This is a genomic window from Streptomyces sp. AM 4-1-1, assembly GCF_029167625.1.
In the GTDB taxonomy this organism is placed as follows: Bacteria; Actinomycetota; Actinomycetes; order Streptomycetales; family Streptomycetaceae; genus Streptomyces.
Genome location: NZ_CP119145.1, coordinates 1,256,050 through 1,280,076, shown reverse-complemented (window position 1 = coordinate 1,280,076; position 24,027 = coordinate 1,256,050). Strand labels below are relative to the sequence as shown.

21 protein-coding genes are annotated in these 24,027 nt (G+C 71.3%); 15 read left to right on the top strand and 6 right to left on the bottom strand.

Translation table 11 applies throughout. From position 1 onward, the window contains the following. Positions 1–72 precede the first annotated feature (72 nt). Positions 73–501 carry a Rieske (2Fe-2S) protein gene (locus PZB75_RS05315; RefSeq protein WP_275534123.1) on the top strand — a complete coding sequence of 143 codons (429 nt, stop codon included), beginning with the start codon at positions 73–75 and terminating at the stop codon, positions 499–501. A gap of 30 nt (positions 502–531) precedes the next feature. On the opposite strand, the gene PZB75_RS05310 is transcribed toward PZB75_RS05315, so the two are convergent. Further along, positions 532–1,458: a hypothetical protein gene (locus tag PZB75_RS05310; protein WP_275534122.1), complete on the bottom strand. Its 927-nt coding sequence runs from the start codon at positions 1,456–1,458 to the stop codon at positions 532–534. A 226-nt stretch (positions 1,459–1,684) separates the two neighbouring features. Between PZB75_RS05310 and PZB75_RS05305 the strand changes: the two genes are divergently transcribed. From PZB75_RS05305 to PZB75_RS05240, 14 genes are all read left to right on the top strand, one after another. Beyond that, entirely contained in the window at positions 1,685–2,356 is a 672-nt protein-coding gene (locus PZB75_RS05305) for a papain-like cysteine protease family protein (protein ID WP_275534121.1), read from the top strand. A 4-nt stretch (positions 2,357–2,360) separates the two neighbouring features. After that, positions 2,361–3,242, top strand: coding sequence for a hypothetical protein (locus PZB75_RS05300; RefSeq protein ID WP_275534120.1), 882 nt, complete (start codon positions 2,361–2,363; stop codon positions 3,240–3,242). 160 nt (positions 3,243–3,402) lie between these two features. Next, the gene (uvrC, locus tag PZB75_RS05295) at positions 3,403–5,610 is read left to right on the top strand and encodes an excinuclease ABC subunit UvrC (protein ID WP_275534119.1); all 2,208 of its coding nucleotides are present in this window, start codon (positions 3,403–3,405) and stop codon (positions 5,608–5,610) included. Then, a complete protein-coding gene (gene rapZ / locus PZB75_RS05290; protein ID WP_275534118.1) occupies positions 5,607–6,560 on the top strand; it encodes an RNase adapter RapZ in 954 nt (317 codons plus the stop codon). The genes uvrC and rapZ overlap by 4 nt, the downstream gene beginning before the upstream one ends. Then, complete coding sequence (gene yvcK / locus PZB75_RS05285) at positions 6,557–7,591, top strand: uridine diphosphate-N-acetylglucosamine-binding protein YvcK (RefSeq protein ID WP_275534117.1); 1,035 nt, start codon at positions 6,557–6,559, stop codon at positions 7,589–7,591. Before rapZ ends, yvcK begins: the two co-directional genes overlap by 4 nt. Continuing rightward, the gene (gene whiA / locus PZB75_RS05280) at positions 7,582–8,571 is read left to right on the top strand and encodes a DNA-binding protein WhiA (protein WP_275534116.1); all 990 of its coding nucleotides are present in this window, start codon (positions 7,582–7,584) and stop codon (positions 8,569–8,571) included. The genes yvcK and whiA overlap by 10 nt, the downstream gene beginning before the upstream one ends. Before the next feature lie 286 nt (positions 8,572–8,857). Then, the gene (gene gap, locus PZB75_RS05275) at positions 8,858–9,862 is read left to right on the top strand and encodes a type I glyceraldehyde-3-phosphate dehydrogenase (protein ID WP_275534115.1); all 1,005 of its coding nucleotides are present in this window, start codon (positions 8,858–8,860) and stop codon (positions 9,860–9,862) included. A gap of 110 nt (positions 9,863–9,972) precedes the next feature. Beyond that, positions 9,973–11,193 (top strand): phosphoglycerate kinase, encoded by a 1,221-nt coding sequence (locus tag PZB75_RS05270; protein WP_275534114.1) that lies wholly within the window; start codon positions 9,973–9,975, stop codon positions 11,191–11,193. A 6-nt stretch (positions 11,194–11,199) separates the two neighbouring features. Further along, positions 11,200–11,976 (top strand): triose-phosphate isomerase, encoded by a 777-nt coding sequence (gene tpiA, locus PZB75_RS05265; RefSeq protein ID WP_275534113.1) that lies wholly within the window; start codon positions 11,200–11,202, stop codon positions 11,974–11,976. A 114-nt stretch (positions 11,977–12,090) separates the two neighbouring features. Next, entirely contained in the window at positions 12,091–12,327 is a 237-nt protein-coding gene (gene secG / locus PZB75_RS05260; protein WP_275534112.1) for a preprotein translocase subunit SecG, read from the top strand. A 109-nt stretch (positions 12,328–12,436) separates the two neighbouring features. Further along, on the top strand, positions 12,437–12,772 hold the full coding sequence (locus PZB75_RS05255) for an RNA polymerase-binding protein RbpA (protein WP_078492600.1): 336 nt from the start codon (positions 12,437–12,439) through the stop codon (positions 12,770–12,772). A gap of 278 nt (positions 12,773–13,050) precedes the next feature. Continuing rightward, positions 13,051–14,703 (top strand): glucose-6-phosphate isomerase, encoded by a 1,653-nt coding sequence (gene pgi, locus PZB75_RS05250; RefSeq protein ID WP_275538593.1) that lies wholly within the window; start codon positions 13,051–13,053, stop codon positions 14,701–14,703. A 4-nt stretch (positions 14,704–14,707) separates the two neighbouring features. Beyond that, entirely contained in the window at positions 14,708–15,214 is a 507-nt protein-coding gene (locus PZB75_RS05245; protein WP_275534111.1) for a PH domain-containing protein, read from the top strand. Then, the gene (locus tag PZB75_RS05240; RefSeq protein WP_275534110.1) at positions 15,211–16,884 is read left to right on the top strand and encodes a PH domain-containing protein; all 1,674 of its coding nucleotides are present in this window, start codon (positions 15,211–15,213) and stop codon (positions 16,882–16,884) included. The genes PZB75_RS05245 and PZB75_RS05240 overlap by 4 nt, the downstream gene beginning before the upstream one ends. Positions 16,885–17,155: 271 nt before the next feature. On the opposite strand, the gene pgl is transcribed toward PZB75_RS05240, so the two are convergent. The 5 genes from pgl to tkt are packed head-to-tail and all read right to left on the bottom strand — an operon-like array spanning position 17,156 to position 23,812. Continuing rightward, positions 17,156–17,938 (bottom strand): 6-phosphogluconolactonase, encoded by a 783-nt coding sequence (gene pgl, locus PZB75_RS05235; protein ID WP_275534109.1) that lies wholly within the window; start codon positions 17,936–17,938, stop codon positions 17,156–17,158. Beyond that, positions 17,935–19,023, bottom strand: coding sequence for a glucose-6-phosphate dehydrogenase assembly protein OpcA (gene opcA, locus PZB75_RS05230; RefSeq protein WP_275534108.1), 1,089 nt, complete (start codon positions 19,021–19,023; stop codon positions 17,935–17,937). The genes pgl and opcA overlap by 4 nt, the downstream gene beginning before the upstream one ends. Beyond that, positions 19,020–20,552, bottom strand: coding sequence for a glucose-6-phosphate dehydrogenase (zwf, locus tag PZB75_RS05225; protein WP_275534107.1), 1,533 nt, complete (start codon positions 20,550–20,552; stop codon positions 19,020–19,022). The genes opcA and zwf overlap by 4 nt, the downstream gene beginning before the upstream one ends. 5 nt (positions 20,553–20,557) lie before the next feature. After that, positions 20,558–21,676: a transaldolase gene (tal, locus tag PZB75_RS05220; RefSeq protein ID WP_275534106.1), complete on the bottom strand. Its 1,119-nt coding sequence runs from the start codon at positions 21,674–21,676 to the stop codon at positions 20,558–20,560. A gap of 33 nt (positions 21,677–21,709) precedes the next feature. Further along, positions 21,710–23,812, bottom strand: a complete 2,103-nt coding sequence (gene tkt / locus PZB75_RS05215) for a transketolase (protein WP_275534105.1) — start codon at positions 23,810–23,812, stop codon at positions 21,710–21,712. Between the last annotated feature and the right edge of the window lie 215 nt (positions 23,813–24,027).

Sequence of the window (24,027 nt, the reverse complement as noted above, 5' to 3'; positions counted from 1 at the left end):
CCGATGCCTCCGGTACCCCTGGCGCGCGTCCCTGACCCCCCCACCCCCGCCCCTCCGACCAGTGGAGACCGCATGTCCGGCCAGTCCGCCGCCCGCCGTACCGTGCTGAAGGGCGCCGCGCTCGCGGGCGCCGCCGGACTCGGTGTGGCCGCCTGCTCGACCGAGTCCAAGCTCGGTCACGCGCAGACGCCGACACCCACCGCCCCCGTCGAACTCGGCGCCCCGAGCGAGGTGCCCGTCGGCGGCTCCAGGCTCTACCGCGACAAGCGGCTCGTCGTCACCTGCCCGGCCGAGGGCCAGTACAAGGCGTTCAGCGCGCAGTGCACCCACGCGGGCTGTCTGCTGGACAAGGTCGAGAGCAACGAGGGCCACTGCCCCTGCCACGGCAGCCGCTTCGACGTGACGACGGGGCAGGTCGTGCAGGGCCCGGCGACCGTGCCGCTGTCCCCGGTCCCCGTCAGGGTCGAGGCCGGAAAGCTCGTCGCGGGCCCCGACGCCTGACGAATCCGGTACGGGACCGCGTGGACCGCGTCACTCCCAGTCCCAGTCGATGCCGACCAGACCGGGCCGTACCGCCTGCTCCACCAGATGCACGGTCCGGTGCCTGCCGGTGAGGGTCAGATCCGTCCGGGCCGCACGCGGCGCCCCCGCCGAGACCTGCGCGAAGCGCCGGCACCGCACGGGCAGCGCGTCCTCGTCGAAGCCCACCTGAAGGACGTACTGCCCGCCGGCGAAGGTGAAGCCGCGCATGTACTCGCCGCACGGCCCGCCCGTACCGTCGTCGAAGCCGTACCCGAAGAAGTACGTCTCACCGGCCCGCAACCGGGTGTCGAACAGCAGCTCCGCGACCAGCACCCCCGTCGCCGCGTCCCAGCGGACCCGGCCCGCCCGGCAGTTCTCCCGGGCCCGCACCCGCACACCGGCCGGATCGCATCCCGGGTCACCGAGGTACACCGCGAGATAGCGGTCCACGCCGTCACGGTGCGCGCGCACCGCGTGCTGCGAGTCCCGCGCGGTCATCCTGCGGCCTGGACCGATCCGTACCCGCTCCTGGTGCGTCACCGTGTGCAGTCCACCGTCGGGCGGCGACTCCAGCAGGGCGAGCAGCCGCTCCACCGAGCCGGACGTGTCCATCAGGGAACGGTACGAACGGGCCACCGGCCGGTCCGCGTCCGTGCGCGCCCCCGCCGGTTCCAGCAGCCGCAGCAGCGACTCCTCCGGCAGTTCGAGCACCTCCTCCAACGCCCGGACGGCCCGCAGCGACTCGGCGCGGCGCGGACGCCTGGCCCCCCGCTGCCAGTAGCTCAGGCTCGTCACGCCGACCTTCACACCACGGTGCGCGAGGTGGTGCCGTACGCGCTGGAGCGGCAGGCCGCGCGCCGAGAGAGCGGTGCGTAGCGCCAGATGGAACGGGCCGGTACGCAGGACCTGTGCCAGTTCGGCCTCGATCTGCCGCATGGGGACCTCCGGTGAACGTTCACGAAGCGGGTGTGGGAAGCCGCGTCGAAGGGGTGCTGAACGCAGGTGGGCCGGGGACGCCTGTTCACACTTCAGCCGTGCCGTTCACACCGGCGTGTCATCCCGCATTGAAGCGCGTTGACCAGCTCCTGACAACGGTTGATGCTCCTCGACAGCGTCCGGACACGCTCCCGCCGAACCACCCCCACTTCATGGGAGGAACGTCATGCGCAACCGCAGAATCCGGTCAGGACGGCTGTCGGTCGCCGCCACCCTCGCCGCCGTGGTGCTCACCCTGCCGACCGCGTCGGCGAACGCCACGACCGCCGCTCCGCCCGTCGTCGCCACGGGCCGGTCCACCGCCGCCGCCCCCGCGCCCGCCGCCGTCGGCGCCCCGGCCCCGGCCGGATCGCTCGCCGCCGCACGGCGGCTCGACATCACCATGCAGGCCCAGCAGAAGACCAACTGGTGCTGGGCGGCCTCCGGCAACACCATCGCCACCTGGTTCGGCCGGAACTACTCCCAGAACCAGTTCTGCAACGCCGCCTTCAACCGGGCCCAGGGCTACGAGTGCCCCAACTCGCAGGCCGCGCTCGACAACGTCCAGGCCGGCCTGTCCTGGGCCGGTGTCCGGCCGGGCTCGTACGTCACCGGCTGGCTGCGCTACCCGACCGTTCAGGCCGAGATAGCCGCCGGACGGCCCGTGGAGAGCCGCATCCAGTGGTCGTCGGGCGGTGGGCACATGCATGTGCTGTACGGGTACGACGACGCCAACAGCTGGGTGTACTGGGGCGATCCCTGGCCCTCCAACAACCGCTACAACTGGGCGTCGCACGCCTGGTACGTCAACAACAACGAGTTCTCCTGGACCCACTCCCTCTACCGGATCGGAGCGTGACGCCATGACCTCCACCCACGGCCGCGCGACCGGCCGCACGTCCCGGCGCGCCCCCGCGCGCGTCGCCGCGGCCGCCGCGCTCACCGGCGCCGCACTGCTCGCCCTCGCCGCACCACAGGCGTCGGCGGACACCGGGCCCGTGCCGGACCCCGCCCTCAGCAAGGCCACCCTGGCCGCCGCCCGGGAGACGGTCACCGACGCGTCGACCATGACCACGCTCTCCCGGTTCTTCGCCCGGGAGGAGACGGGCGGCCGGACGTCCGCCGCCTCCCTGGCGGCCGCCGCACCGCGTATCGAGGGCAACACCGTCCCCGTGCGCACCCTCGATCCGGCCTTCGTCGCGGGGGAACCCGGCGCACCCGTCGCCCGGCTCGACTACCTCGCCACCACCGCGGTCTCCGCCGACGGCCGGAAGGCGTCCCTGTGGACCGCCCCGGCGAACGCGGCGGGCACCGACTGGCGGGTGGTGAACATCGCCACGGGCGACGACGAGACCCGGTACGCGAGCGCCGGCGCCCGGAAGCTCCCGGGCGGCACGGTCTTCCACGAACCGCAGATCGACGCCTGGTACGTCCAGAAGGGCGACCGGGTGCTCCCCCTGGACGACGACGCGGTGCGGGCGGTCGGCGGCGACGGCACCACCCTCACGGCCTACCGCGCCCGAGTGCGCGCGGCGTACGGGGACAAGCTCCCCGGCTCCGACTACGCCCGCTCGGGCAAGGCGGGCGGATACGCGCCGGTGGCCGCCCCCACGCCCGGCCGCGCTCCCGGAGTCCTGACGACGCGGACGGCGGGGGTGGGCGCCGGTGTGCTCGCCGTACTCGCCCTGGGCGGTCTCACCGCCCTGCGCCGCCACCGCGGGCGCCGGGGGGCCACCGGGGCCTGACGGGCCGCCCCCGCCCACCCGGCCCTCCCCCCTTCCGCCGTCTCCCTCTCCGCCTCCTCCCCGCAGGTCCGTGCTCCGGGACGCCCCGCCCCTCCGCGTCCCGGAGCACGGCACCCCGGGCCGCGCCGGACTGTCGGCGCTCGCCAGTAGGCTGTGAGACATGGCAGACCCCTCCAGCTACCGACCCAGGCCGGGACAGATCCCCGACTCCCCGGGGGTCTACAGGTTCCGCGACGAGCACCGCCGGGTGATCTACGTCGGGAAGGCGAAGAGCCTGCGCCAGCGCCTGGCCAACTACTTCCAGGACCTGGCGGGTCTCCACCCCCGCACGCGCACCATGGTCACCACGGCCGCCTCCGTCGAGTGGACCGTCGTCTCCACCGAGGTCGAGGCGTTGCAGCTGGAGTACTCCTGGATCAAGGAGTACGACCCCCGGTTCAACGTCAAGTACCGCGACGACAAGAGCTACCCGTACCTCGCCGTCACGCTCAACGAGGAGTTCCCCCGGGTCCAGGTCATGCGCGGCGCCAAGCGGAAGGGCGTGCGCTACTTCGGACCGTACGGGCACGCGTGGGCGATCCGCGAGACCGTCGACCTGATGCTCCGCGTCTTCCCCGTCCGTACCTGCTCGGCCGGAGTCTTCAAGAACGCCGTCCGGACCGGCCGTCCCTGCCTCCTCGGCTACATCGGCAAGTGCTCGGCCCCCTGCGTCGGCCGCGTCACCCCCGAGGAACACCGCGAACTCGCCGACGACTTCTGCGACTTCATGGCAGGCCGCACCGGGGCGTACATCCGCCGCCTGGAGAAGGACATGACGCGGGCGGCCGAGGACATGGAGTACGAGCGGGCGGCCCGGCTCCGCGACGACCTGGCGGCCCTGCGACGGGCCCTGGAGAAGAGCGCCGTCGTCCTCGCCGACGCCACCGACGCGGACCTGATCGCCCTCGCCGAGGACGAGCTGGAAGCGGCCGTCCAGATCTTCCACGTACGCGGCGGCCGGGTGCGCGGCCAGCGCGGCTGGGTCACCGACAAGGTCGAGGCGGTCGACACGGCGGGCCTCGTCGAACACGCCCTCCAGCAGCTGTACGGGGAGGAGCGCGGCGACGCCGTCCCGAAGGAGGTCCTCGTCCCGGCCCTCCCGGAGCGGACGGAGGCGGTCTCCCAGTGGCTCGCCGACCGCCGGGGCTCCCACGTCAGCCTGCGCGTCCCGCAGCGCGGCGACAAGAAGGACCTGATGACCACGGTCCAGCGCAACGCCCAGCAGGCACTCGCCCTGCACAAGACGAAGCGGGCGTCGGACCTGACCACCCGCTCCCGCGCCCTGGAGGAGATCGCCCGCGCGCTCGGGCTCGACACCGTCCCGCTGCGCATCGAGTGCTTCGACATCTCCCACTTCCAGGGCGACGACGTGGTCGCGTCCATGGTCGTCTTCGAGGACGGCCTCGCCCGCAAGAGCGAGTACCGCCGCTTCCAGATCAAGGGCTTCGAGGGACAGGACGACGTCCGCTCGATGCACGAGGTGATCGGTCGCCGCTTCCGGCGCTATCTCCACGAGAAGGAGAGGACGGGGGAGTGGGACACCACGGCCCCCGACACCTCCGTCACCCCCGACACCTCCGTCACCCCCGACACCTCCGTCACCTCCGTCACCCCCGACACCTCCGTCGTCCACGACACCTCCGTCACCCCCGGGGCCGCGGACGTCCCCGGCACTCCCGGAACCCCTGACACGGCCGGCGCCGCCGCCGTGCCCCCACGGGGTGTTCCCGTCCCGGCGGCCGTTGCCGCACCCGGGCCCGGCCTCGACCTCGATGCCGATGCCCGGGACCGTGAGGACGACGGACGCCCCAAACGCTTCGCGTACCCTCCGCAGCTCGTCGTCGTCGACGGGGGACAGCCGCAGGTCGCCGCCGCCAAACGGGCGCTCGACGAGCTGGGCATCGACGACGTCGCCGTCTGCGGCCTCGCCAAGCGGCTGGAGGAGGTCTGGCTGCCCGACGACGACGACCCCGTCGTCCTGCCCCGCTCCAGCGAGGGCCTGTACCTCCTCCAGCGCGTCCGCGACGAAGCCCACCGCTTCGCCATCACCTACCAGCGGGCCAAGCGCGCCAAGCGGATTCGCAGCAGTCCGCTGGACGACGTGCCCGGCCTCGGCGACACCCGTAAGCAGGCGCTGATCAAGCACTTCGGCTCGGTACGCAGACTCCGGCAGGCAACCATCGACGACATCTGCGAGGTCCCTGGAATAGGCCGCAGGACGGCGGAATCGGTCGCCGTGGCCCTCGCGTCGGCCACCCCGGCCGCGCCCGCCGTGAACACGGCCACAGGAGAAATCATCGAGGACGACGACGGGGGCAGCACGACATGAGCGAGCACCACAGCACCGACCGAACAGACGGAGCGGGACACGTGACCAAGGGCAGCACGAACGAGACCGGCGAAGCCGCCCCGCACGCGGCCATCCCCGAACTCGTGATCATTTCCGGGATGTCCGGCGCCGGGCGCAGCACCGCCGCCAAATGTCTTGAGGACCTGGGGTGGTTCGTCGTCGACAACCTGCCGCCCGCGCTGATCCCCACCATGGTGGAGCTCGGCGCCCGGTCCCAGGGCAACGTCGCCCGGATCGCCGTCGTCGTGGACGTCCGGGGCCGCAGGTTCTTCGACAACCTCCGGGAATCCCTGGCGGACCTGGAGGCCAAGGGCGTCACCCGGCGGATCGTCTTCCTCGAATCCTCCGACGACGCCCTGGTCCGCCGCTTCGAATCGGTCCGCCGGCCGCACCCGCTCCAGGGCGACGGCCGGATCGTGGACGGCATCGCGGCCGAGCGCGACCTGCTGCGCGAGCTGCGCGGCGACGCCGACCTGGTGATCGACACCTCCAGCCTCAACGTCCACGAGCTGCGCGCCAAGATGGACGCCCAGTTCGCCGGCGACGAGGAGCCGGAGCTGCGCGCCACGGTGATGTCGTTCGGCTACAAGTACGGCCTGCCGGTCGACGCCGACTTGGTGGTGGACTGCCGCTTCCTGCCCAACCCGCACTGGGTCCCCGAGCTGCGCCCGTTCACCGGGCTCAACGAGGAGGTGTCCGACTACGTCTTCGACCAGCCGGGCGCCAAGGAGTTCCTGGACCGGTACACCGAGCTGCTGCACCTCGTCGCCAACGGCTACCGCCGTGAGGGCAAGCGTTACGTGACCATCGCCGTCGGCTGCACGGGCGGCAAGCACCGCTCCGTCGCGATGTCGGAGAAGCTGGCGGCCCGGCTCGCCACCGACGGGATCGAGACCGTACTGGTCCACCGGGACATGGGGCGCGAGTGACCAGCCGCAATCTGCGCCTGCGGCGGCTGAGCAGCGGCGGCAGCGGACTGACCGGCCGCAAGCGCGGCGGACAGCCCAAGGTCGTCGCCCTCGGCGGCGGCATGGGCCTCTCCGCCTCGCTCGCCGCGCTGCGCCGGATCACCGGCGACCTCACGGCCGTGGTCACCGTCGCCGACGACGGCGGCTCCAGCGGCCGGCTCCGGGAGGAGCTGGGCGTACTGCCTCCCGGCGACCTCCGCAAGGCGCTCGCCGCGCTCTGCGGGGACGACGAATGGGGCCAGACCTGGGCCCGGGTCATCCAGCACCGGTTCCAGTCCAAGGGCGATCTGCACGAGCACGCGGTCGGCAATGTGCTGATCGTGGCCCTGTGGGAACAGCTGGGCGACCACGTCCAGGCCCTGGACCTGGTCGGCAAGCTCCTCGGCGCCCACGGCCGGGTGCTGCCCATGTCGGCGGTGCCGCTGGAGCTCCAGGCGCTCGTACGCGGCCACGACCCGGCCCGCCCGGACGACGTGGACACCGTGCGCGGCCAGGCCACGGTGGCGCTGACCCCCGGCGAGGTGCAGTCCGTGCACCTCGTCCCGAACGACCCGCCGGCCGTCCCCGAAGCGGTCGCCGCCGTGCTCGACGCGGACTGGGTGGTGCTCGGCCCAGGCTCCTGGTTCTCGTCGGTGATCCCGCATCTGCTCGTACCGGAACTGCTCGACGCGCTCGTCGAGACGAAGGCCCGGAAGGTCCTCTCGCTGAACCTCGCGCCACAACCCGGTGAAACAGATGGCTTCTCACCGCAGCGTCATTTGGAGGTTTTGGGACGACACGCCCCTAAACTCGCCCTGGACGTGGTGCTGGCCGACGAGGCCGCCGTGCCCGACCGTGAGTCCCTGGTTCACGCCGCGAAGCGGCTCGGTGCCGCGGTCGAGTTGGCGCCGGTGGCCTCACCCGACGGCGTTCCGATTCATGATCCGGAACTGTTGGCCGCCGCGTACGACCGTATTTTTCGGATGCATGGAAGGATCGGCCCATGGCGATGACGCCAGCGGTGAAGGACGAAATCTCTCGGCTTCCCGTCACCCGGACCTGCTGCAGGAAAGCAGAGGTCTCGGCGATTCTTCGGTTCGCGGGCGGGCTGCACCTGGTGAGCGGCCGGATTGTGATCGAGGCGGAGCTGGACACCGCGATGGCGGCACGCCGGCTGAAGCGGGACATCCTCGAAATCTTCGGGCACAGCTCGGAACTGATCGTGATGGCCCCCGGCGGGCTGCGCCGCGGCTCCCGCTACGTGGTGCGCGTGGTGGCGGGCGGCGATCAGCTGGCCCGCCAGACGGGCCTGGTGGACGGCCGGGGCCGCCCCATCCGGGGGCTTCCCCCGCAGGTCGTCTCCGGCGCCACCTGTGACGCCGAGGCCGCCTGGCGCGGGGCGTTCCTGGCGCACGGCTCGCTCACCGAGCCGGGCAGGTCCTCCTCGCTGGAGGTCACCTGCCCCGGGCCCGAGGCGGCGCTCGCCCTGGTCGGCGCGGCCCGCAGGCTCTCCATCGCGGCGAAGGCCCGCGAGGTGCGCGGCGTCGACCGGGTCGTCGTCCGCGACGGCGACGCGATCGGCGCCCTGCTGACCCGGCTCGGCGCCCATGAGTCGGTGCTGGCCTGGGAGGAACGGCGGATGCGGCGCGAGGTCCGCGCCACCGCCAACCGGCTCGCCAACTTCGACGACGCCAACCTCCGCCGCTCCGCGCGCGCCGCGGTGGCGGCGGGCGCCCGGGTGCAGCGCGCCCTGGAGATCCTCGGCGACGAGGTGCCCGAGCACCTGGCCGCGGCCGGACGGCTGCGCATGGAGCACAAGCAGGCGTCCCTGGAGGAGCTGGGCGCGCTCGCCGATCCGCCGCTGACCAAGGACGCGGTCGCCGGGCGGATTCGCCGGCTGCTGGCCATGGCCGACAAGCGGGCCCAGGACCTCGGGGTGCCGGGGACCGAGTCCAACCTCAGCGACGAGCTGGCCGACGGGCTGGTCGGCTGAGCCGCCCCCGGCCGGCCGCGCCGGACCGGCCGCGCGGGGGCCCGGACGTCGCCGCTCCGTGACCGTCGGGGCGCGGCGCCGACCGCCCCGCGGCAGGCGGCGGGGCCTCCTCCCGCGACGCCGCCACAGGCTCGTACACCTACTCGCAATACGGGCCTGTGGTGCGCCTCCGGCGCTCTCGATGTCACTGCGGAGCCCTCGGAGAGGTAGGGTCGGAGGCGGTCGGGGACATCCCATACAACTCGCCGGCGTCGAAAACCGGCGTACCTAACGAGGAGATCGGTTCGTGACGATCCGCGTAGGCATCAACGGCTTTGGCCGCATCGGTCGTAACTACTTCCGCGCGCTGCTGGAGCAGGGTGCGGACATCGAGATCGTGGCTGTCAACGACCTGGGTGACACTGCGACCACGGCCCACCTGCTGAAGTACGACACCGTTCTGGGTCGTCTCAAGGCAGAGGTCAGCCACACCGCCGACACCATCACCGTCGACGGCCACACCATCAAGGTGCTCTCCGAGCGCAACCCGGCCGACATCCCCTGGGGTGAGCTGGGCGTCGACGTCGTCATCGAGTCGACCGGCTTCTTCACCAAGAAGGCCGACGCCGAGAAGCACATCGCGGGCGGCGCCAAGAAGGTCCTCATCTCGGCTCCGGCCAAGGGCGAGGACATCACCATCGTGATGGGCGTCAACCAGGACAAGTACGACGCGGCCAACCACCACGTCATCTCCAACGCCTCCTGCACCACCAACTGTGTGGCGCCGATGGCCAAGGTTCTCCTGGAGAACTTCGGCATCGTCAAGGGCATGATGACGACGGTCCACGCGTACACCAACGACCAGCGAATTCTCGACTACCCGCACTCGGACCTGCGTCGCGCCCGCGCCGCCGCCGAGAACATCATCCCGACCACCACCGGTGCCGCCAAGGCCACCGCGCTGGTCATCCCGGAGCTCGAGGGCAAGCTCGACGGCATCGCGATGCGCGTCCCGGTCCCGACCGGCTCCGTCACCGACCTCGTCGTCGAGCTGGAGCGCGAGGTCACCAGGGACGAGGTCAACGCCGCGTTCCAGAAGGCGTCCGAGGGCCAGCTCAAGGGTCTGCTCGACTACACCGAGGACCCGATCGTCTCCTCGGACATCGTCAACTGGCCGGCGTCCTGCACCTTCGACTCCTCCCTGACCATGGTCCAGGGCAAGAGCGTCAAGGTCATCGGCTGGTACGACAACGAGTGGGGCTACTCCAACCGCCTCGTCGACCTGACCGTCTTCGTCGGCAACCAGCTCTGACCTTCGAACCGGCAGGCACCTCGATGTGAGCACGGGGCTCGGACGGCGCAACGCGGCGCCGTCCGAGCCCCGTCGCATGCTCTCTCGCCCTCCCAAGGAGTCCAGAACAGATGAAGACGATCGACGAACTTCTCGCCGAAGGGGTCGCCGGCAAGCGCGTATTCGTCCGCGCGGACCTCAACGTCCCGTTGGACGGCACGACCATCACCGACGACGGCCGCATCCGGGCCGTCGAGCCCACCGTCGCGAAGCTGGCCAAGGCCGGCGCGCGGGTCGTCGTCGCCTCGCACCTGGGCCGCCCCAAGGGCGCCCCGGACCCGGCGTTCTCCCTGGCCCCCGCCGCCGCCCGGCTCGGTGAGCTCCTCGGCGCGGCCGCCGGCGAGGTGGCCTTCGCGACCGACACGGTCGGCGAGTCCGCCCGCGCCACGGTCGCCGCCCTCGCCGACGGCCAGGTCGCCGTCATCGAGAACCTTCGCTTCAACCCCGGTGAGACGTCCAAGGACGACGCCGAGCGCGGCGCCTTCGCCGACCAGCTCGCCGAACTCGCCGACGTGTACGTGGGGGACGGCTTCGGCGCCGTCCACCGCAAGCACGCCTCGGTCTTCGACCTCCCGGCCCGGCTGCCGCACGCGGCCGGCGACCTGATCGCCACCGAGGTCGGCTTCCTCAGGAAGCTCACCGAGGACGTCCGGCGCCCGTACGCCGTGGTCCTCGGCGGCTCCAAGGTCTCCGACAAGCTCGGTGTGATCGACCACCTGCTGGGCAAGGCCGACCGCATCCTGATCGGCGGGGGCATGGCGTTCACGTTCCTCAAGGCCCAGGGCCACGAGATCGGTTCGTCCCTGGTCCAGGAGGACCAGATCCCCGTCGTACGGGAATACCTCGCGCGCGCCGCCGAACTCGGTGTGGAGTTCGTGCTCCCCGTCGACGTGGTGGTCGCCGCCGGGTTCCCCGACCTGAAGACCAAGGCCCCGGCCGACCACGAGACGGTCGCCGCCGACGCCATGCCGGCCGGCCGGATGGGCCTGGACATCGGCCCGGCGACCGGCGAGCTGTACGCCTCGAAGCTCGCCGACGCGGCCACCGTCTTCTGGAACGGACCGATGGGTGTCTTCGAGCACCCCGACTACGCCCAGGGGACCAAGGCGGTCGCCCAGGCCCTCGTCGACTCCCCGGGCTTCAGCGTGGTCGGCGGTGGCGACTCCGCCGCCGCCGTCCGCATCCTGGGCTTCGACGAGAACGCGTTCGGACACATCTCGACCGGTGGCGGTGCCAGCCTCGAATACCTCGAGGGCAAGACGCTTCCCGGCCTCGCCGCACTGGAGGACTGACCCTTAATGAGCACCCGCACCCCGCTGATGGCGGGCAACTGGAAGATGAACCTCAACCACCTTGAGGCCATCGCCCACGTCCAGAAGCTCGCCTTCGCCCTGGCGGACAAGGACTACGAGGCCGTCGAGGTCGCCGTACTGCCGCCCTTCACCGACCTGCGCTCCGTGCAGACCCTGATCGACGGCGACAAGCTGAAGATCAAGTACGGCGCCCAGGACCTCTCGGCCCATGACTCCGGGGCGTACACCGGAGAGGTCTCCGGCTCGATGCTCGCCAAGCTGAAGTGCACGTACGTGGCGGTCGGCCACAGCGAGCGCCGGCAGTACCACGGCGAGAGCGACGAGGTCTGCAACGCCAAGGTGAAGGCCGCGTACAAGCACGGCCTGACCCCGATCCTCTGTGTCGGCGAGGGCCTGGAGATCCGCAAGGCGGGCGACCAGGTCGCGTACACGCTGGCCCAGCTCGACGGTGGCCTCAAGGACATCCCGGCCGAGCAGGCCGAGTCGATCGTGATCGCCTACGAACCGGTGTGGGCCATCGGTACCGGCGAGGTCGCCACCCCCGAGGACGCGCAGGAGGTCTGCGGAGCGATCCGCGGTCGCCTCGCCGAGCTGTACTCGCAGCCCCTGGCCGACGCCGTCCGCATCCAGTACGGCGGCTCGGTCAAGTCCGGGAACGTCGCCGCGATCATGGCGAAGCCCGACGTGGACGGCGCCCTCATCGGCGGCGCGGCGCTGGACGCCGAGGAGTTCGTCAAGATCGTCCGCTTCCACGACCGGTGAGTATGCGCTAGCGCCGATCCGTCGTACCCTTGCGGGGGCCAGGAGGCCGCGACCTCCCGGCCCCCGTTGTCCGTATGAGCAGTCCATGGGAATTCCGGAAAGTAGGGACCAGCCGTGATTATGGGGTTCTCGATCGCCCTCATCGTCTTCAGTCTGCTGCTGATGCTGCTGGTGCTGATGCACAAGGGGAAGGGCGGCGGCCTTTCCGACATGTTCGGTGGCGGGATGCAGTCGTCCGTCGGCGGCTCGTCGGTCGCCGAGCGCAACCTCGACCGCATCACCGTGGTGCTCGGCCTGGGGTGGTTCGCATGCATTGTCGTGCTCGGGCTGCTGATGAAGCTGGACAACTGACCCGTCGTCAGCGATTGCCGGTGAGGGTGTAACTCCCTTCACTGGACGCGCGTTGGGCCTTACGTAGACTGGGGCATCCTCGAGCACCATCACGCAGGGAGTTACGACCGTGGCAAGTGGCAACGCGATCCGGGGAAGCCGGGTCGGAGCGGGGCCGATGGGGGAGGCCGAGCGGGGCGAGTCCGCACCGCGCCTCCGCATCTCCTTCTGGTGCTCGAACGGGCACGAGACGCAGCCGAGCTTCGCCCATGACGCGCAGGTACCGGACACCTGGGACTGCCCGCGCTGTGGATTCCCGGCAGGTCAGGACCAGGACAACCCGCCGGACCCGCCCCGCACCGAGCCGTACAAGACGCATCTGGCGTATGTGCGCGAGCGGCGCAGCGACGCGGACGGCGAGGCGATCCTCGCGGAGGCCCTGGCCAAACTCCGGGGCGAGATCTGAAGCCTCTCGTTCAGGATCAGGGCGGATGCGAACGAAAGGCCCTGGCGCCACTTCCGGCGATGTCTCCCGGAAGGAGCGCCGCCGCCCGGCGCGCCCGCTGATCCGGCCCGGTGCGGAAGAAGGACCCTGGACGTTGTGTACGGCCGGGCGCCCCAGGGTGTCCGGCCGATTCCCGTCCCGTCGCCCGCTCGCCGTCATCCCGTCCGTTCCGCCGATCAATTAGGTTGGAGGAGCAGCGGGGTATGGCAGGTACGAGAAGAAGTGGGCTGATATCCGGGATGAACGCACAAAGCCGAACAAAGCTCAACCAGACGCCCGAGTGGCACGCCCTCGGAAAGCACCGTGAGGAACTGGGCCGGACCCATCTGCGGCAGCTGTTCGCGGACCATCCGGAGCGGGGTGCCGGATACACCCTGCGGGTCGGCGACCTGTACATCGACTACTCCAAGCACCTGGTCACCGACGAGACGCTGCGGCTGCTGCGCGAACTCGCCGAAGCCACCGGAGTGGCCGAGCTGCGGGACGCGATGTTCCGCGGCGAGAAGATCAACACCACCGAGGACCGGGCCGTCCTGCACACCGCGCTGCGGGCCCCGCGCGACGCGGTGATCGAGGTCGACGGCGAGAACGTCGTACCGGCCGTGCACGCCGTCCTCGACAAGATGGCGGCGTTCTCCGACCGCGTCAGGTCGGGCGGATGGACCGGGCACACCGGCCGGCCGGTCAGGAACATCGTCAACATCGGTATCGGCGGCTCCGACCTCGGACCCGCCATGGCGTACGAGGCGCTGCGGTCCTTCACGGACCGCTCGCTCACCGTCCGCTTCGTGTCGAACGTCGACGGCGCCGACCTCCACGAGGCGGTGCGCGACCTCGACCCGGCCGAGACGCTGTTCGTCATCGCCTCCAAGACGTTCACCACGATCGAGACCATCACCAACGCCACCTCCGCCCGGGACTGGCTGCTGACCGAACTGAAGGCCGGTCAGGAGGCCGTCGCCAAGCACTTCGTGGCGCTGTCGACGAACGCCGAGAAGGTCGCGGACTTCGGTATCGACACCGCCAACATGTTCGAGTTCTGGGACTGGGTCGGCGGCCGTTACTCGTACGACTCCGCCATCGGTCTGTCGCTGATGATCGCTGTCGGTCCGGACGCGTTCCGCGAGATGCTGGACGGCTTCCATCTCGTCGACGAACACTTCCGCACCGCCCCGGCCGCCGCCAACGCGCCTCTTCTGATGGGGCTGTTGGGTGTCTGGTACGGCGCTTTCTTCGACGCGCAGTCGCATGCCGTGCTGCCGTACAGCCACTATCTGTCCAAGTTCACCGCGTACTTGCAGCAGCTGGACATGGAGTCCAACGGCAAGTCCGTGGACCGGGACGGTGATCCGGTCGACTGGCAGACGGGCCCGGTGGTCTGGGGTACGCCCGGCACCAACGGCCAGCACGCCTACTACCAACTGATCCACCAGGGCACCAAGGTGATCCCGGCGGACTTCATCGGCTTCGCCGCGCCGGTCGCCGATCTGCTGCCCGGTCTGATCGCCCAGCACGATCTGCTGATGGCCAACTTCTTCGCCCAGACGCAGGCGTTGGCCTTCGGCAAGACGCCGGACGAGGTCCGCGCTGAGGGGGTCGCCGAGGAACTGGTGCCGCACCGCACGTTCCACGGCAACCACCCGACGACCACGATCCTCGCGGACCGGCTGACGCCGTCCGTGCTGGGCCAGTTGATCGCCCTGTACGAGCACAAGGTGTTCGTCCAGGGCGCGGTCTGGAACATCGACTCCTTCGACCAGTGGGGCGTCGAACTCGGCAAGGTCCTCGCCAAGAAGATCGAACCGGTGCTGACGGAGGGCGTCGGGGACGAGCCGCTGGACAGCTCCACCGCCACGCTGGTCAGCACCTACCGCACGCTGCGCGGGCGCTGAGCCGATGAACACCGGGGAGGGGGCCGCGATACGGCTCAGGCCGCCGCGCAACAGGCCGGACCCGCGGGCCGTCCACTGGTGGCGGGCGCAGTGGCTGCTGCCGACCGCCGCACCGGTGGTGGTGCTCGCCGTGCTGGGCGCGCTCCTGGCGCCCGCCCGGCTCTGGCTGCTGCCGCCGGCCGCGGTGCTCGCGGTGCTCGGCGCCGCGTGCGCCGCCCTCTTCCCCCGCTGGTGGTTCCGCGTCCACCGCTGGGAAATCACCGATGAAGCGGTGTACGTCAGGACCGGCATCCTCCGCCAGGTCTGGCGCATCGCGCCGATGTCCCGCATCCAGACCGTGGACACCGTGCGCGGACCGCTGGAACAGCTGTTCCGGCTGGCCACGGTCACCGTCACCACCGCGTCCGCCAAGGGCGCGGTGCGGATCTCCGGCCTCGACCACGAACGGGCCGCGGAACTCGCCGAACAGCTCACCAGGGTCACCGGGGCCACCCCCGGCGACGCCACATGAGCGGCGCCGACCGCATGAGTCCCGAGGAGCGACCGGTCGACCAGGAGCGGCCCGGCACCGAGGGCCGGGCCGACGCCGTTGTCCATGGCCGGGACGGCCGGACACCGCCGGGAACGGGACCGGCGGAACCGGCGGGACCGGCGGAACCGGCGGTAGCGGCGGAACCAGCGGAAGACGACTGGCGGTCCCTCGACCGGCACACGGTCCTTGTCTCCGCGCTCGTCACCGCCGGGGTGGCGGCGGGCGCCGCCGTCCCCCTCACGCTCGGACTCGCCGGACACCTCGGGTCCGGCCCCGCCGTCGCCCGGGTGGTGCTCGGCGCCGTTGTGCTGATCGCCGTCGGCGCGGGCGGTGATCTGGTGCGGTGGCGCCGCACCCGGTACCGGATCGGCGCCGGACGCGTCGAGCTCCACAGCGGACTGCTGCTGGTCAAGAAGCGTGCGCTGGCCCGCGAACGCGTCCGCAGCGTCGACCTCACCGCCCACCCGCTGCTGCGCGTCCTCGGCCTGGTCACGGTCCGCATCGGCACCGGGGAACATGTCGGCGGCGATTCCGCCCTGAAGCTCGACCCGGTCTCCAGGGCCGAGGGCGAACGGCTCCGGCACGTCCTGCTGAGCCGTACCGCGACCGGCCGGCACAGCGGCCACCGCGAGGGCGAACTGGCCGTGCTCGACCTCCGCTGGATCGGCTACGCACCGGTCTCCTTCGTCGCCCCCACGCTCGGCGGCGCGGCGCTCGGCGCGGTCCTCCAGGTCAGCGACTGGCTCGGCGCGCAGGGGAAGGTGATCGACTGGGCCGGTGAAAGGTTCCGCGAGACCCCGCTGTTCTGGGCCGTCGTCGCGGTCGTCGCCGCCACCGCGGCCGCCGGGGTCATCGGGGCGCTGGGCCTCTGGGTCGAGATGTGGTGGAACTACCGGCTGGAGCGGGAACCCGGCGGCACCCTGCGCATCCGCCGCGGACTCCTCACCTCCCGGTCCGTCTCGATCGAGGAGCGCCGGCTGCGGGGTGTGGACCTGGTCGAACCGTTCGGCGTACGGCTCCTGGGCGCCGCCAGGGTCGACGCCATCACCACCGGGCTGGCCCAGGACGACGAGGAGGAACGCGGCGACCACGACACACTGCTGCCCGCCGCGCCCAGAGCCCTCGCCGACACGGTCGCGGCCGAGGTGCTGAGGGCGGCCGTGAGCCCGACAGCGGCGCCGCTCACGCCGCACCCCCCGGCGGCCCACCGCCGACGGCTGCGCAGATGGCTCGCGGCCGCGCTCCTCCCCACGCTGGCCCTCACCGTGCTCGGTGCCACGCTGACACCGGCCCTGTACTGGGCGGCGGGCGGCTGCGCGGTCGTTCTCGGTCCTGTCGCCGCCCTGTTCGCCCGGGACGCGTACCGCGCGCTGGGACACACCCTGAGCGGTGACCACCTGGTGACGCGGTCGGGTACGTTGCGCCGCTCGACCGCCGCCCTGGAGCGGGCCGGGGTGATCGGCTGGACGGTGAGGCAGTCGTACTTCCAGCGGCGGGCCGGACTGCTCGACGTCACCGCCACCACGGCGGCGGGAGCGGGCGCGTACACGGTGTACGACACGGGGGTGGCCGAGGGGCTGCGCTTCGCGTCCGACGCCGTCCCCGGCCTGCTGGAACCCTTCCTGGAGCCGGCCACGAACCAGCGGTGACGGCGTGCGGGGCGGGCGCGGCTCGGCCGCGGGCCGTGTCGAGGACGCAGAACCGATCGCCCTCGGCGCCGACGGGCGCACCTGGACCCGGACCGCCCCGTCCAGGTACCAGGACGTGCGAGAAGGCGGTACCACCGGTCGTGCCGGTGGTACCGCCTTCTGCCGCCCTCGCCGCCGCGGCCCCTGAGCCGCGGCGAACCGGACCTGATCGAACCTGAGTTGCCAGTCCTGCCAGTCCTGACCGGGCGTCAGGGCCAGACCTGACCGGGCGTCAGGGAATGGCGTGCGGATACAGCGCGGGAGGCAGCTGGGAGGCCGCCGCCGCGTCGAGCAGCCACAAGGTGCGGTCACGGCCGTACGCGCCGGCCGCCGGGGCCTGGATCTCCCCGGCGCCCGACAGCGCGATGGCCGCCGCCTCCGCCTTGTCCTCGCCCGCCGCCAGCAGCCACACCTCGCGCGCGGCCCGGATCGCGGGCAGCGTCAGGGTGATCCGGGTCGGCGGCGGCTTGGGCGCGCCGTGCACACCGACGACGGTGCGCCCGGTCTCCCGTACCGCGGGCAACTCGGGGAAGAGCGAGGCGACATGGGTGTCCGGGCCGACGCCCAGCATCAGCACGTCGAACTCCGGGACCGTGCCGTGCCCCGCCGGACCGGCCGCGGCGGCCAGCTCGGCGGCGTACGCGGCGGCCGCGGTGTCCGGGTCGTCGCCCGCCGGACCGTCCGACGCGGGCATCGCGTGCACCCGTGCGGGGTCCAGCGGCACCGAGTCGAGCAGGGCCTCACGGGCCTGCGTGACATTGCGCTCCGGATCGCCGGCCGGCAGGAACCGCTCGTCGCCCCACCACAGGTCGAGCCGCGTCCAGTCGACCGCGTCCCGCGCGGGCGCCTCGGCGAGTGCGGCCAGCAGGCCGTTGCCGTTGCGCCCGCCGGTCAGCACCACCGAGGCGTGGCCACGCGCGGACTGGGCGTCCACGATCCGCGTGACCAGCCGGGCCGCCGCGGCTCGCGCCATCAGCTCCTTGTCGCGGTGCACGACCAGCTGCGGGGTGTTCACTTCGCCGCCGCCTTCTTGGCCGGAGCCCTCTTCGCCGCCGGAGCGGCGGGTGCGTCCTTCTCGGACTTCCCGGACTTCTCGGACTTCGCGGAGTCGGCGGACTCGCCGGAGTCCGTCGACCTGCCCGAGTCGGCGGACCTGGCGGAGACCCGCTCCGTGGGTCCGCCCAGCCGCTCCACGCCGAACTTCACCGCGGACGCGTAGGTGTTGTCCGGGTCGAGGCGCCGCAGCTCCTCGGCCAGCAGCTCGGCGGTCTCCCGCCGCTTGAGCGCCACCGCGCGGTCCGGCTGCCCCTGCATGGCCAGGGTGGCCAGCGAACCGTCGGCACGGTCCAGGACGATGACCCCGTCCTTCGTCTCCAGCCGTACGGCCGTCAGACCGGGACCGTCGGAGAACGTACGCGTCACCGGTACGTCGAGCCGGTCCGCGAGCCACATGCCGAGCAGTTCACAGCTCGGGTTCTCGCTCTCGCCCTCGACCGCCGCCGAGACGACCTCGACCGCGTGCTGGTCGAGCGCCGCCGCCAGCATGGAACGCCACGGCGTGATGCGGGTCCAGGAGAGGTCGGTGTCGCCGGGGCTGTACGTCTTGGCGCGCCTCGCCAGCTCGGCGATCGGCTCCGCCGCCGAGTAGGCGTCCGTGATCCGGCGCTGGGCGAGTGCGCCCAACGGGTCCTTCGCCGGCTCCCCGGGCGCGTCCTCCGGCCACCACACCACGACCGGGGCGTCCGGCAGCAGCAGTGGCAGGACCACCGACTGGGCGTGGTTGGCGAGTTCGCCGTGCAGACGCAGGACCACGGTCTCGCCGCTGCCCGAGTCGGAACCGACCTGGACCTCCGCGTCGAGCCGCGCGTCGCGCCGGCTGCGCGGTGAACGGCTGACCCGCTTGATCACCGCGATGATCCGCGACGGGTGCTCGCGGGAGGAGTCGGACGCCGCCTTGAGGGCGTCGTAGGCGTTCTCCTCGTCGGTGACGATGACGAGCGTCAGCACCATGCCGATGGCCGGTGCTCCCGCCGCGCGGCGGGCCGCCACCAGTGCCTGGTTGATCTTGCTGGACGTGGTTTCCGTGAGATCGATCTTCATGGCCGGCGCCAGCTCCGTCCGTCGCGTGCGAGCATCTCGTCCGCCTCGGCCGGGCCCCAGGTACCGGCCGGGTACCGGGCGGGCTTGCCGTGCGTGTCCCAGTACTTCTCGATCGGGTCGAGGATGTTCCAGGAGAGTTCGACCTCCTGGTGGCGGGGGAAGAGGTTGGCGTCGCCGAGCAGCACATCGAGGATGAGCCGTTCGTACGCCTCCGGGCTGGACTCCGTGAAGGACTCGCCGTACGCGAAGTCCATCGTGACGTCCCGCACCTCCATGGACGTGCCGGGCACCTTCGAACCGAAGCGCACGGTCACCCCCTCGTCCGGCTGCACCCGGATGACCAGGGCGTTGCCGCCCAGCTCCTCGGTCGCGCCGGACTCGAAGGGGAGGTAGGGGGCGCGCTTGAACACGACCGCGATCTCGGTGACCCGGCGGCCGAGCCGCTTGCCGGTACGGAGGTAGAACGGCACCCCCGCCCAGCGGCGGTTGTTGATCGTCAGCTTGATCGCCGCGAAGGTGTCGGTCTTCGACTTGGCGTCGATGCCGTCCTCCTCGCAGTAACCGAGGACTTCCTGACCGCCCTGCCAGGCGTGGTCGTACTGCGCCCGGACGGTGTGCTTGCCGAGGTCGTCCGGCAGCTCCACCGCCGTGAGGACCTTCAGCTTCTCGGCGACCAGCGCCTTCGGGTGGAAGGAGCCCGGTTCCTCCATGGCGGTGAGCGCGAGCAGTTGGAGGAGGTGGTTCTGGATGACGTCCCGGGCGGCGCCGATGCCGTCGTAGTAGCCGGCCCGGCCGCCGATGCCGATGTCCTCGGCCATGGTGATCTGGACGTGGTCGACGTACGACCTGTTCCAGACCGGCTCGAACATCGTGTTGGCGAACCGCAGCGCCAGGATGTTCTGGACCGTCTCCTTGCCCAGGTAGTGGTCGATCCGGAAGACCTCGTTGGGCGGGAACACGTCGTGCACGAGCTGGTTGAGCTCCTGCGCGCTGGCGAGGTCGTGGCCGAACGGCTTCTCGATGACCGCGCGCCGCCAGGAACCCTCCTTCTGGTCCGCCAGCCCGTGCTTCTTGAGCTGCTGGACGACCTTCGGGAAGAACTTCGGCGGTACGGACAGGTAGAAGGCGAAGTTGCCGCCCGTGCCCTGCGCCTTGTCGAGCTCCTGGATGGTGGCCTTCAGCGTCTCGAAGGCCTCGTCGTCGTCGAAGTTGCCCTGGACGAAACGCATCCCCTGGATGAGCTGCTGCCAGACCTCCTCACGGAACGGGGTACGGGAGTGCTGCTTCACGGCGTCATGGACGACCTGCGCGAAGTCCTCGTCCTCCCAGTCGCGGCGCGCGAACCCGATCAGCGAGAAGCCGGGCGGCAGTAGACCGCGGTTGGCCAGGTCGTAGACGGCGGGCATCAGCTTCTTGCGGGACAGGTCGCCCGTGACGCCGAAGATGACCAGGCCCGACGGCCCCGCGATGCGCGGGAGCCGCCGGTCCTGTGCGTCACGAAGCGGATTGGCTCCGGGAACACCAGACAAGATGGTCAGCCCTTCGAGGGGGCGAGGCGCTTGAGCTCGGCCTCGGTGGACTTGAGCAGGTCGGTCCAGGACGCCTCGAACTTGTCGACGCCCTCGCGTTCGAGCAGCCGCACCACGTCGTCGTACGCGATCCCGAGCTTCTCGATCGCGTCGAGGTCGGCGCGCGCCTGCTCGTACGTGCCGGCGACGGTGTTGCCCGTGATCCGCCCGTGGTCGGCGGTGGCCTCCAGGGTCGCCTCGGGCATGGTGTTGACCGTGCCGGGCGCGACCAGGTCGTCGACGTACAGGGTGTCCTTGTACGCCGGGTCCTTGACGCCCGTGGAGGCCCAGAGCGGACGCTGCTTGTTGGCGTGCGCCTTGTCCAGGGCCGCCCAGCGGTCGGAGGCGAAGACCTCCTCGTACGCCTGGTACGCCAGACGGGCGTTGGCGAGAGCCGCCTTGCCCTTGAGGCCCTCGGCCTCGGGGGTGCCCAGCGCGTCGAGCCGCTTGTCGATCTCGGTGTCCACCCGGGACACGAAGAACGAGGCCACCGAGTAGATCTTGGAGAGGTCGAGACCGCGTTCCTTGGCCTTCTCCAGACCGGCGAGGTACGCGTCCATCACCAGGCGGTAGCGCTCCAGCGAGAAGATCAGCGTGACGTTGACGCTGATGCCCAGGCCGATGGTCTCGGTGATGGCCGGCAGACCGGCCTCCGTCGCCGGGATCTTGATGAGCGTGTTCGGGCGGTCCACCAGCCAGGCCAGCTGCCTGGCCTCGGCGGTCGTGGCCCGCGTGTTGTGGGCCAGCCGCGGGTCGACCTCGATGGAGACCCGGCCGTCCTGGCCGTCCGTGGCGTCGAAGACCGGGCGCAGGATGTCGGCCGCGTCCCGGACGTCGGCCGTCGTGATCATGCGGATGGCTTCCTCGACGGTGACCTCGCGGGCGGCGAGGTCGGTGAGCTGGCGGTCGTAACCGTCGCCCTGCGAGATCGCCTTCTGGAAGATCGACGGGTTCGTGGTCACACCCACGACGTGCTGCTGGTCGATCAGCTCGGCGAGATTGCCGGAGGTGATCCGCTTGCGTGACAGGTCATCGAGCCAGATCGCCACGCCCTCGTCGGAGAGGCGCTTGAGTGCGTCTGTCATGAGAATGCATCTCCTACTGGTCGTATATGGGCGTCAGCGCGTGCCGTCGGCGAGAGATTCCCGGGCGGCGGAGGCCACGGCGTCGGCGGTGAAGCCGAACTCGCGGAAGAGGACCTTCGCGTCGGCCGAGGCACCGAAGTGCTCCAGCGACACGATCCGCCCGGCGTCCCCGACGTACTTGTGCCAGGTCAGGCCGATGCCGGCCTCGACGGCGACGCGTGCCTTCACGGACCGGGGCAGGACGCTGTCCTTGTACTCCTGGTCCTGCTCCTCGAACCACTCGACCGACGGCATCGACACCACGCGGGTCGGGACGCCGTCGGACTGGAGCTGCTCGCGCGCCTCGACGGCGAGCTGCACCTCGGAACCCGTGCCGATCAGGATGATCCGCGGCTCCGCGGTCTCCCCCTCGGGCCCTTCGGCCTCGAAGAGCACGTAGCCGCCCTTGGCCGTGTTCTCGTTCGCCTCGTACGTCGGCACGCCCTGACGGGTCAGTGCCAGACCGTGCGGGGCGCCCTCGCCGAACACCTTGGTGTGGCGGCGCAGGATCTCGCGCCAGGCGATGGCGGTCTCGTTGGCGTCGGCCGGGCGGACGACGTTGAGGCCGGGGATGGCGCGGAGCGAGGCCAGGTGCTCGACCGGCTGGTGGGTCGGGCCGTCCTCGCCGAGACCGATCGAGTCGTGCGTCCACACGTAGGTCACCGGCAGGTGCATCAGCGCGGAGAGCCGGACGGCGTTGCGCATGTAGTCGGAGAACACCAGGAAGGTGCCGCCGTAGACACGCGTGTTGCCGTGCAGCGCTATGCCGTTCATGGCCGCGGCCATGGAGTGTTCACGGATGCCGAAGTGGATCGTGCGGCCGTACGGGTCCGCGCCCGGCAGCGGGTTGCCCACCGGGAGGAACGACGACGTCTTGTCGATCGTGGTGTTGTTCGAGCCCGCGAGGTCGGCGGAGCCGCCCCACAGCTCGGGAAGGATCTCGCCGAGCGCCTGCAGCACCTTGCCGGACGCGGCGCGGGTGGCGACGGCCTGACCGGGCTCGAAGACCGGAAGCTTCTCCTCCCAGCCCTCGGGCAGCTCGCCCGCGGCGATCCGGTCGAAGTCGGCGGCGCGCTCCGGGGAGGCGGTGCGCCACGCGGCGAACGACTTCTCCCACTCGGCCCTGTCCTCGCGGCCCCGGTCCACCGCCCGGCGGGTGTGACCGATGACCTCGTCGGAGACCTCGAAGCTCTGCTCCGGGTCGAAGCCGAGGACCCGCTTGGTGGCCGCGACCTCGTCGCCACCGAGCGCCGAGCCGTGCGCGGCCTCGGTGTTCTGGGCGTTCGGCGCGGGCCAGGCGATGATCGAACGGGCCGCGATGAACGAGGGGCGCCCGGTCTCCGCCTTGGCGGCCTGGAGGGCCTGGTACAGACCGGCCGGGTCCAGGTCCCCGTCGGGCAGCTGCGCGACGCGCTGGACGTGCCAGCCGTACGCCTCGTACCGGGCGACGGTGTCCTCGGAGACCGCGGTCTCGGTGTCGCCCTCGATGGAGATGTGGTTGTCGTCCCAGAGCAGGACGAGGTTGCCCAGCTTCTGGTGCCCGGCCAGCGACGACGCCTCGGCGGCGATGCCCTCCTGGAGGCACCCGTCCCCGGCGACGGCCCAGACGGTGTGGTCGAAGGGCGAGGTGCCGGGCGCGGCGTCCGGGTCGAACAGACCCCGCTCGTAGCGCGCGGCCATGGCCATGCCGACGGCGTTGGCGACACCCTGGCCGAGCGGCCCGGTCGTCGTCTCCACACCCGCGGTGTGGCCGTACTCCGGGTGTCCGGGAGTCTTGCTGCCCCAGGTGCGGAAGGCCTTGAGGTCGTCCAGCTCCAGCCCGTACCCGGCGAGGTAGAGCTGGATGTACAGCGTCAGGCTGGAGTGCCCGGCCGAGAGCACGAACCGGTCGCGGCCGGTCCACTCGGGGTCGGCGGGGTCGTGCCGCATCACCTTCTGGAAGAGGGTGTAGGCGGCGGGAGCCAGGCTCATGGCCGTCCCGGGATGGCCGTTGCCGACCTTCTGGACGGCGTCCGCAGCGAGTACGCGGGCGGTGTCCACGGCCCGCTGGTCCAATTCGGTCCACTGAAGGTCTGAGGTGGTCGGCTTGGTGCTCACCCTGAGTCAGGGCTCCTCTCACTGTCGTAAACCGGTGACTGGTTACCGCACCGGGCGCTGCCGAGCCTACCTCCGACAGAACCCGTGATATCGCCTGCTTTCCAGGGTGCGTGCCACCCGTGGAGTTCGCCTCCCGGGTACCTGAGTCCCTTCCCCGGGACGGCGCTCCAACACGACCCACCCCGACGGAGAACGGACCATGACCAACGTCTACA

Excerpts from the sequence above, each read along its gene's own strand:
- opcA (WP_275534108.1), bottom strand. The coding sequence starts at position 19,023 with ATGAAGATCGATCTCACGGAAACCACGTCCAGCAAGATCAACCAGGCA.
- PZB75_RS05270 (WP_275534114.1), top strand. The coding sequence starts at position 9,973 with ATGAAGACGATCGACGAACTTCTCGCCGAAGGGGTCGCCGGCAAGCGC.
- tal (WP_275534106.1), bottom strand. The coding sequence starts at position 21,676 with ATGACAGACGCACTCAAGCGCCTCTCCGACGAGGGCGTGGCGATCTGG.
- PZB75_RS05315 (WP_275534123.1), top strand. The coding sequence starts at position 73 with ATGTCCGGCCAGTCCGCCGCCCGCCGTACCGTGCTGAAGGGCGCCGCG.
- PZB75_RS05300 (WP_275534120.1), top strand. The coding sequence starts at position 2,361 with ATGACCTCCACCCACGGCCGCGCGACCGGCCGCACGTCCCGGCGCGCC.
- pgi (WP_275538593.1), top strand. The coding sequence starts at position 13,051 with ATGAACGCACAAAGCCGAACAAAGCTCAACCAGACGCCCGAGTGGCAC.
- uvrC (WP_275534119.1), top strand. The coding sequence starts at position 3,403 with ATGGCAGACCCCTCCAGCTACCGACCCAGGCCGGGACAGATCCCCGAC.
- rapZ (WP_275534118.1), top strand. The coding sequence starts at position 5,607 with ATGAGCGAGCACCACAGCACCGACCGAACAGACGGAGCGGGACACGTG.
- tpiA (WP_275534113.1), top strand. The coding sequence starts at position 11,200 with ATGAGCACCCGCACCCCGCTGATGGCGGGCAACTGGAAGATGAACCTC.
- PZB75_RS05310 (WP_275534122.1), bottom strand. The coding sequence starts at position 1,458 with ATGCGGCAGATCGAGGCCGAACTGGCACAGGTCCTGCGTACCGGCCCG.
- whiA (WP_275534116.1), top strand. The coding sequence starts at position 7,582 with ATGGCGATGACGCCAGCGGTGAAGGACGAAATCTCTCGGCTTCCCGTC.
- PZB75_RS05240 (WP_275534110.1), top strand. The coding sequence starts at position 15,211 with ATGAGCGGCGCCGACCGCATGAGTCCCGAGGAGCGACCGGTCGACCAG.
- PZB75_RS05245 (WP_275534111.1), top strand. The coding sequence starts at position 14,708 with ATGAACACCGGGGAGGGGGCCGCGATACGGCTCAGGCCGCCGCGCAAC.
- PZB75_RS05305 (WP_275534121.1), top strand. The coding sequence starts at position 1,685 with ATGCGCAACCGCAGAATCCGGTCAGGACGGCTGTCGGTCGCCGCCACC.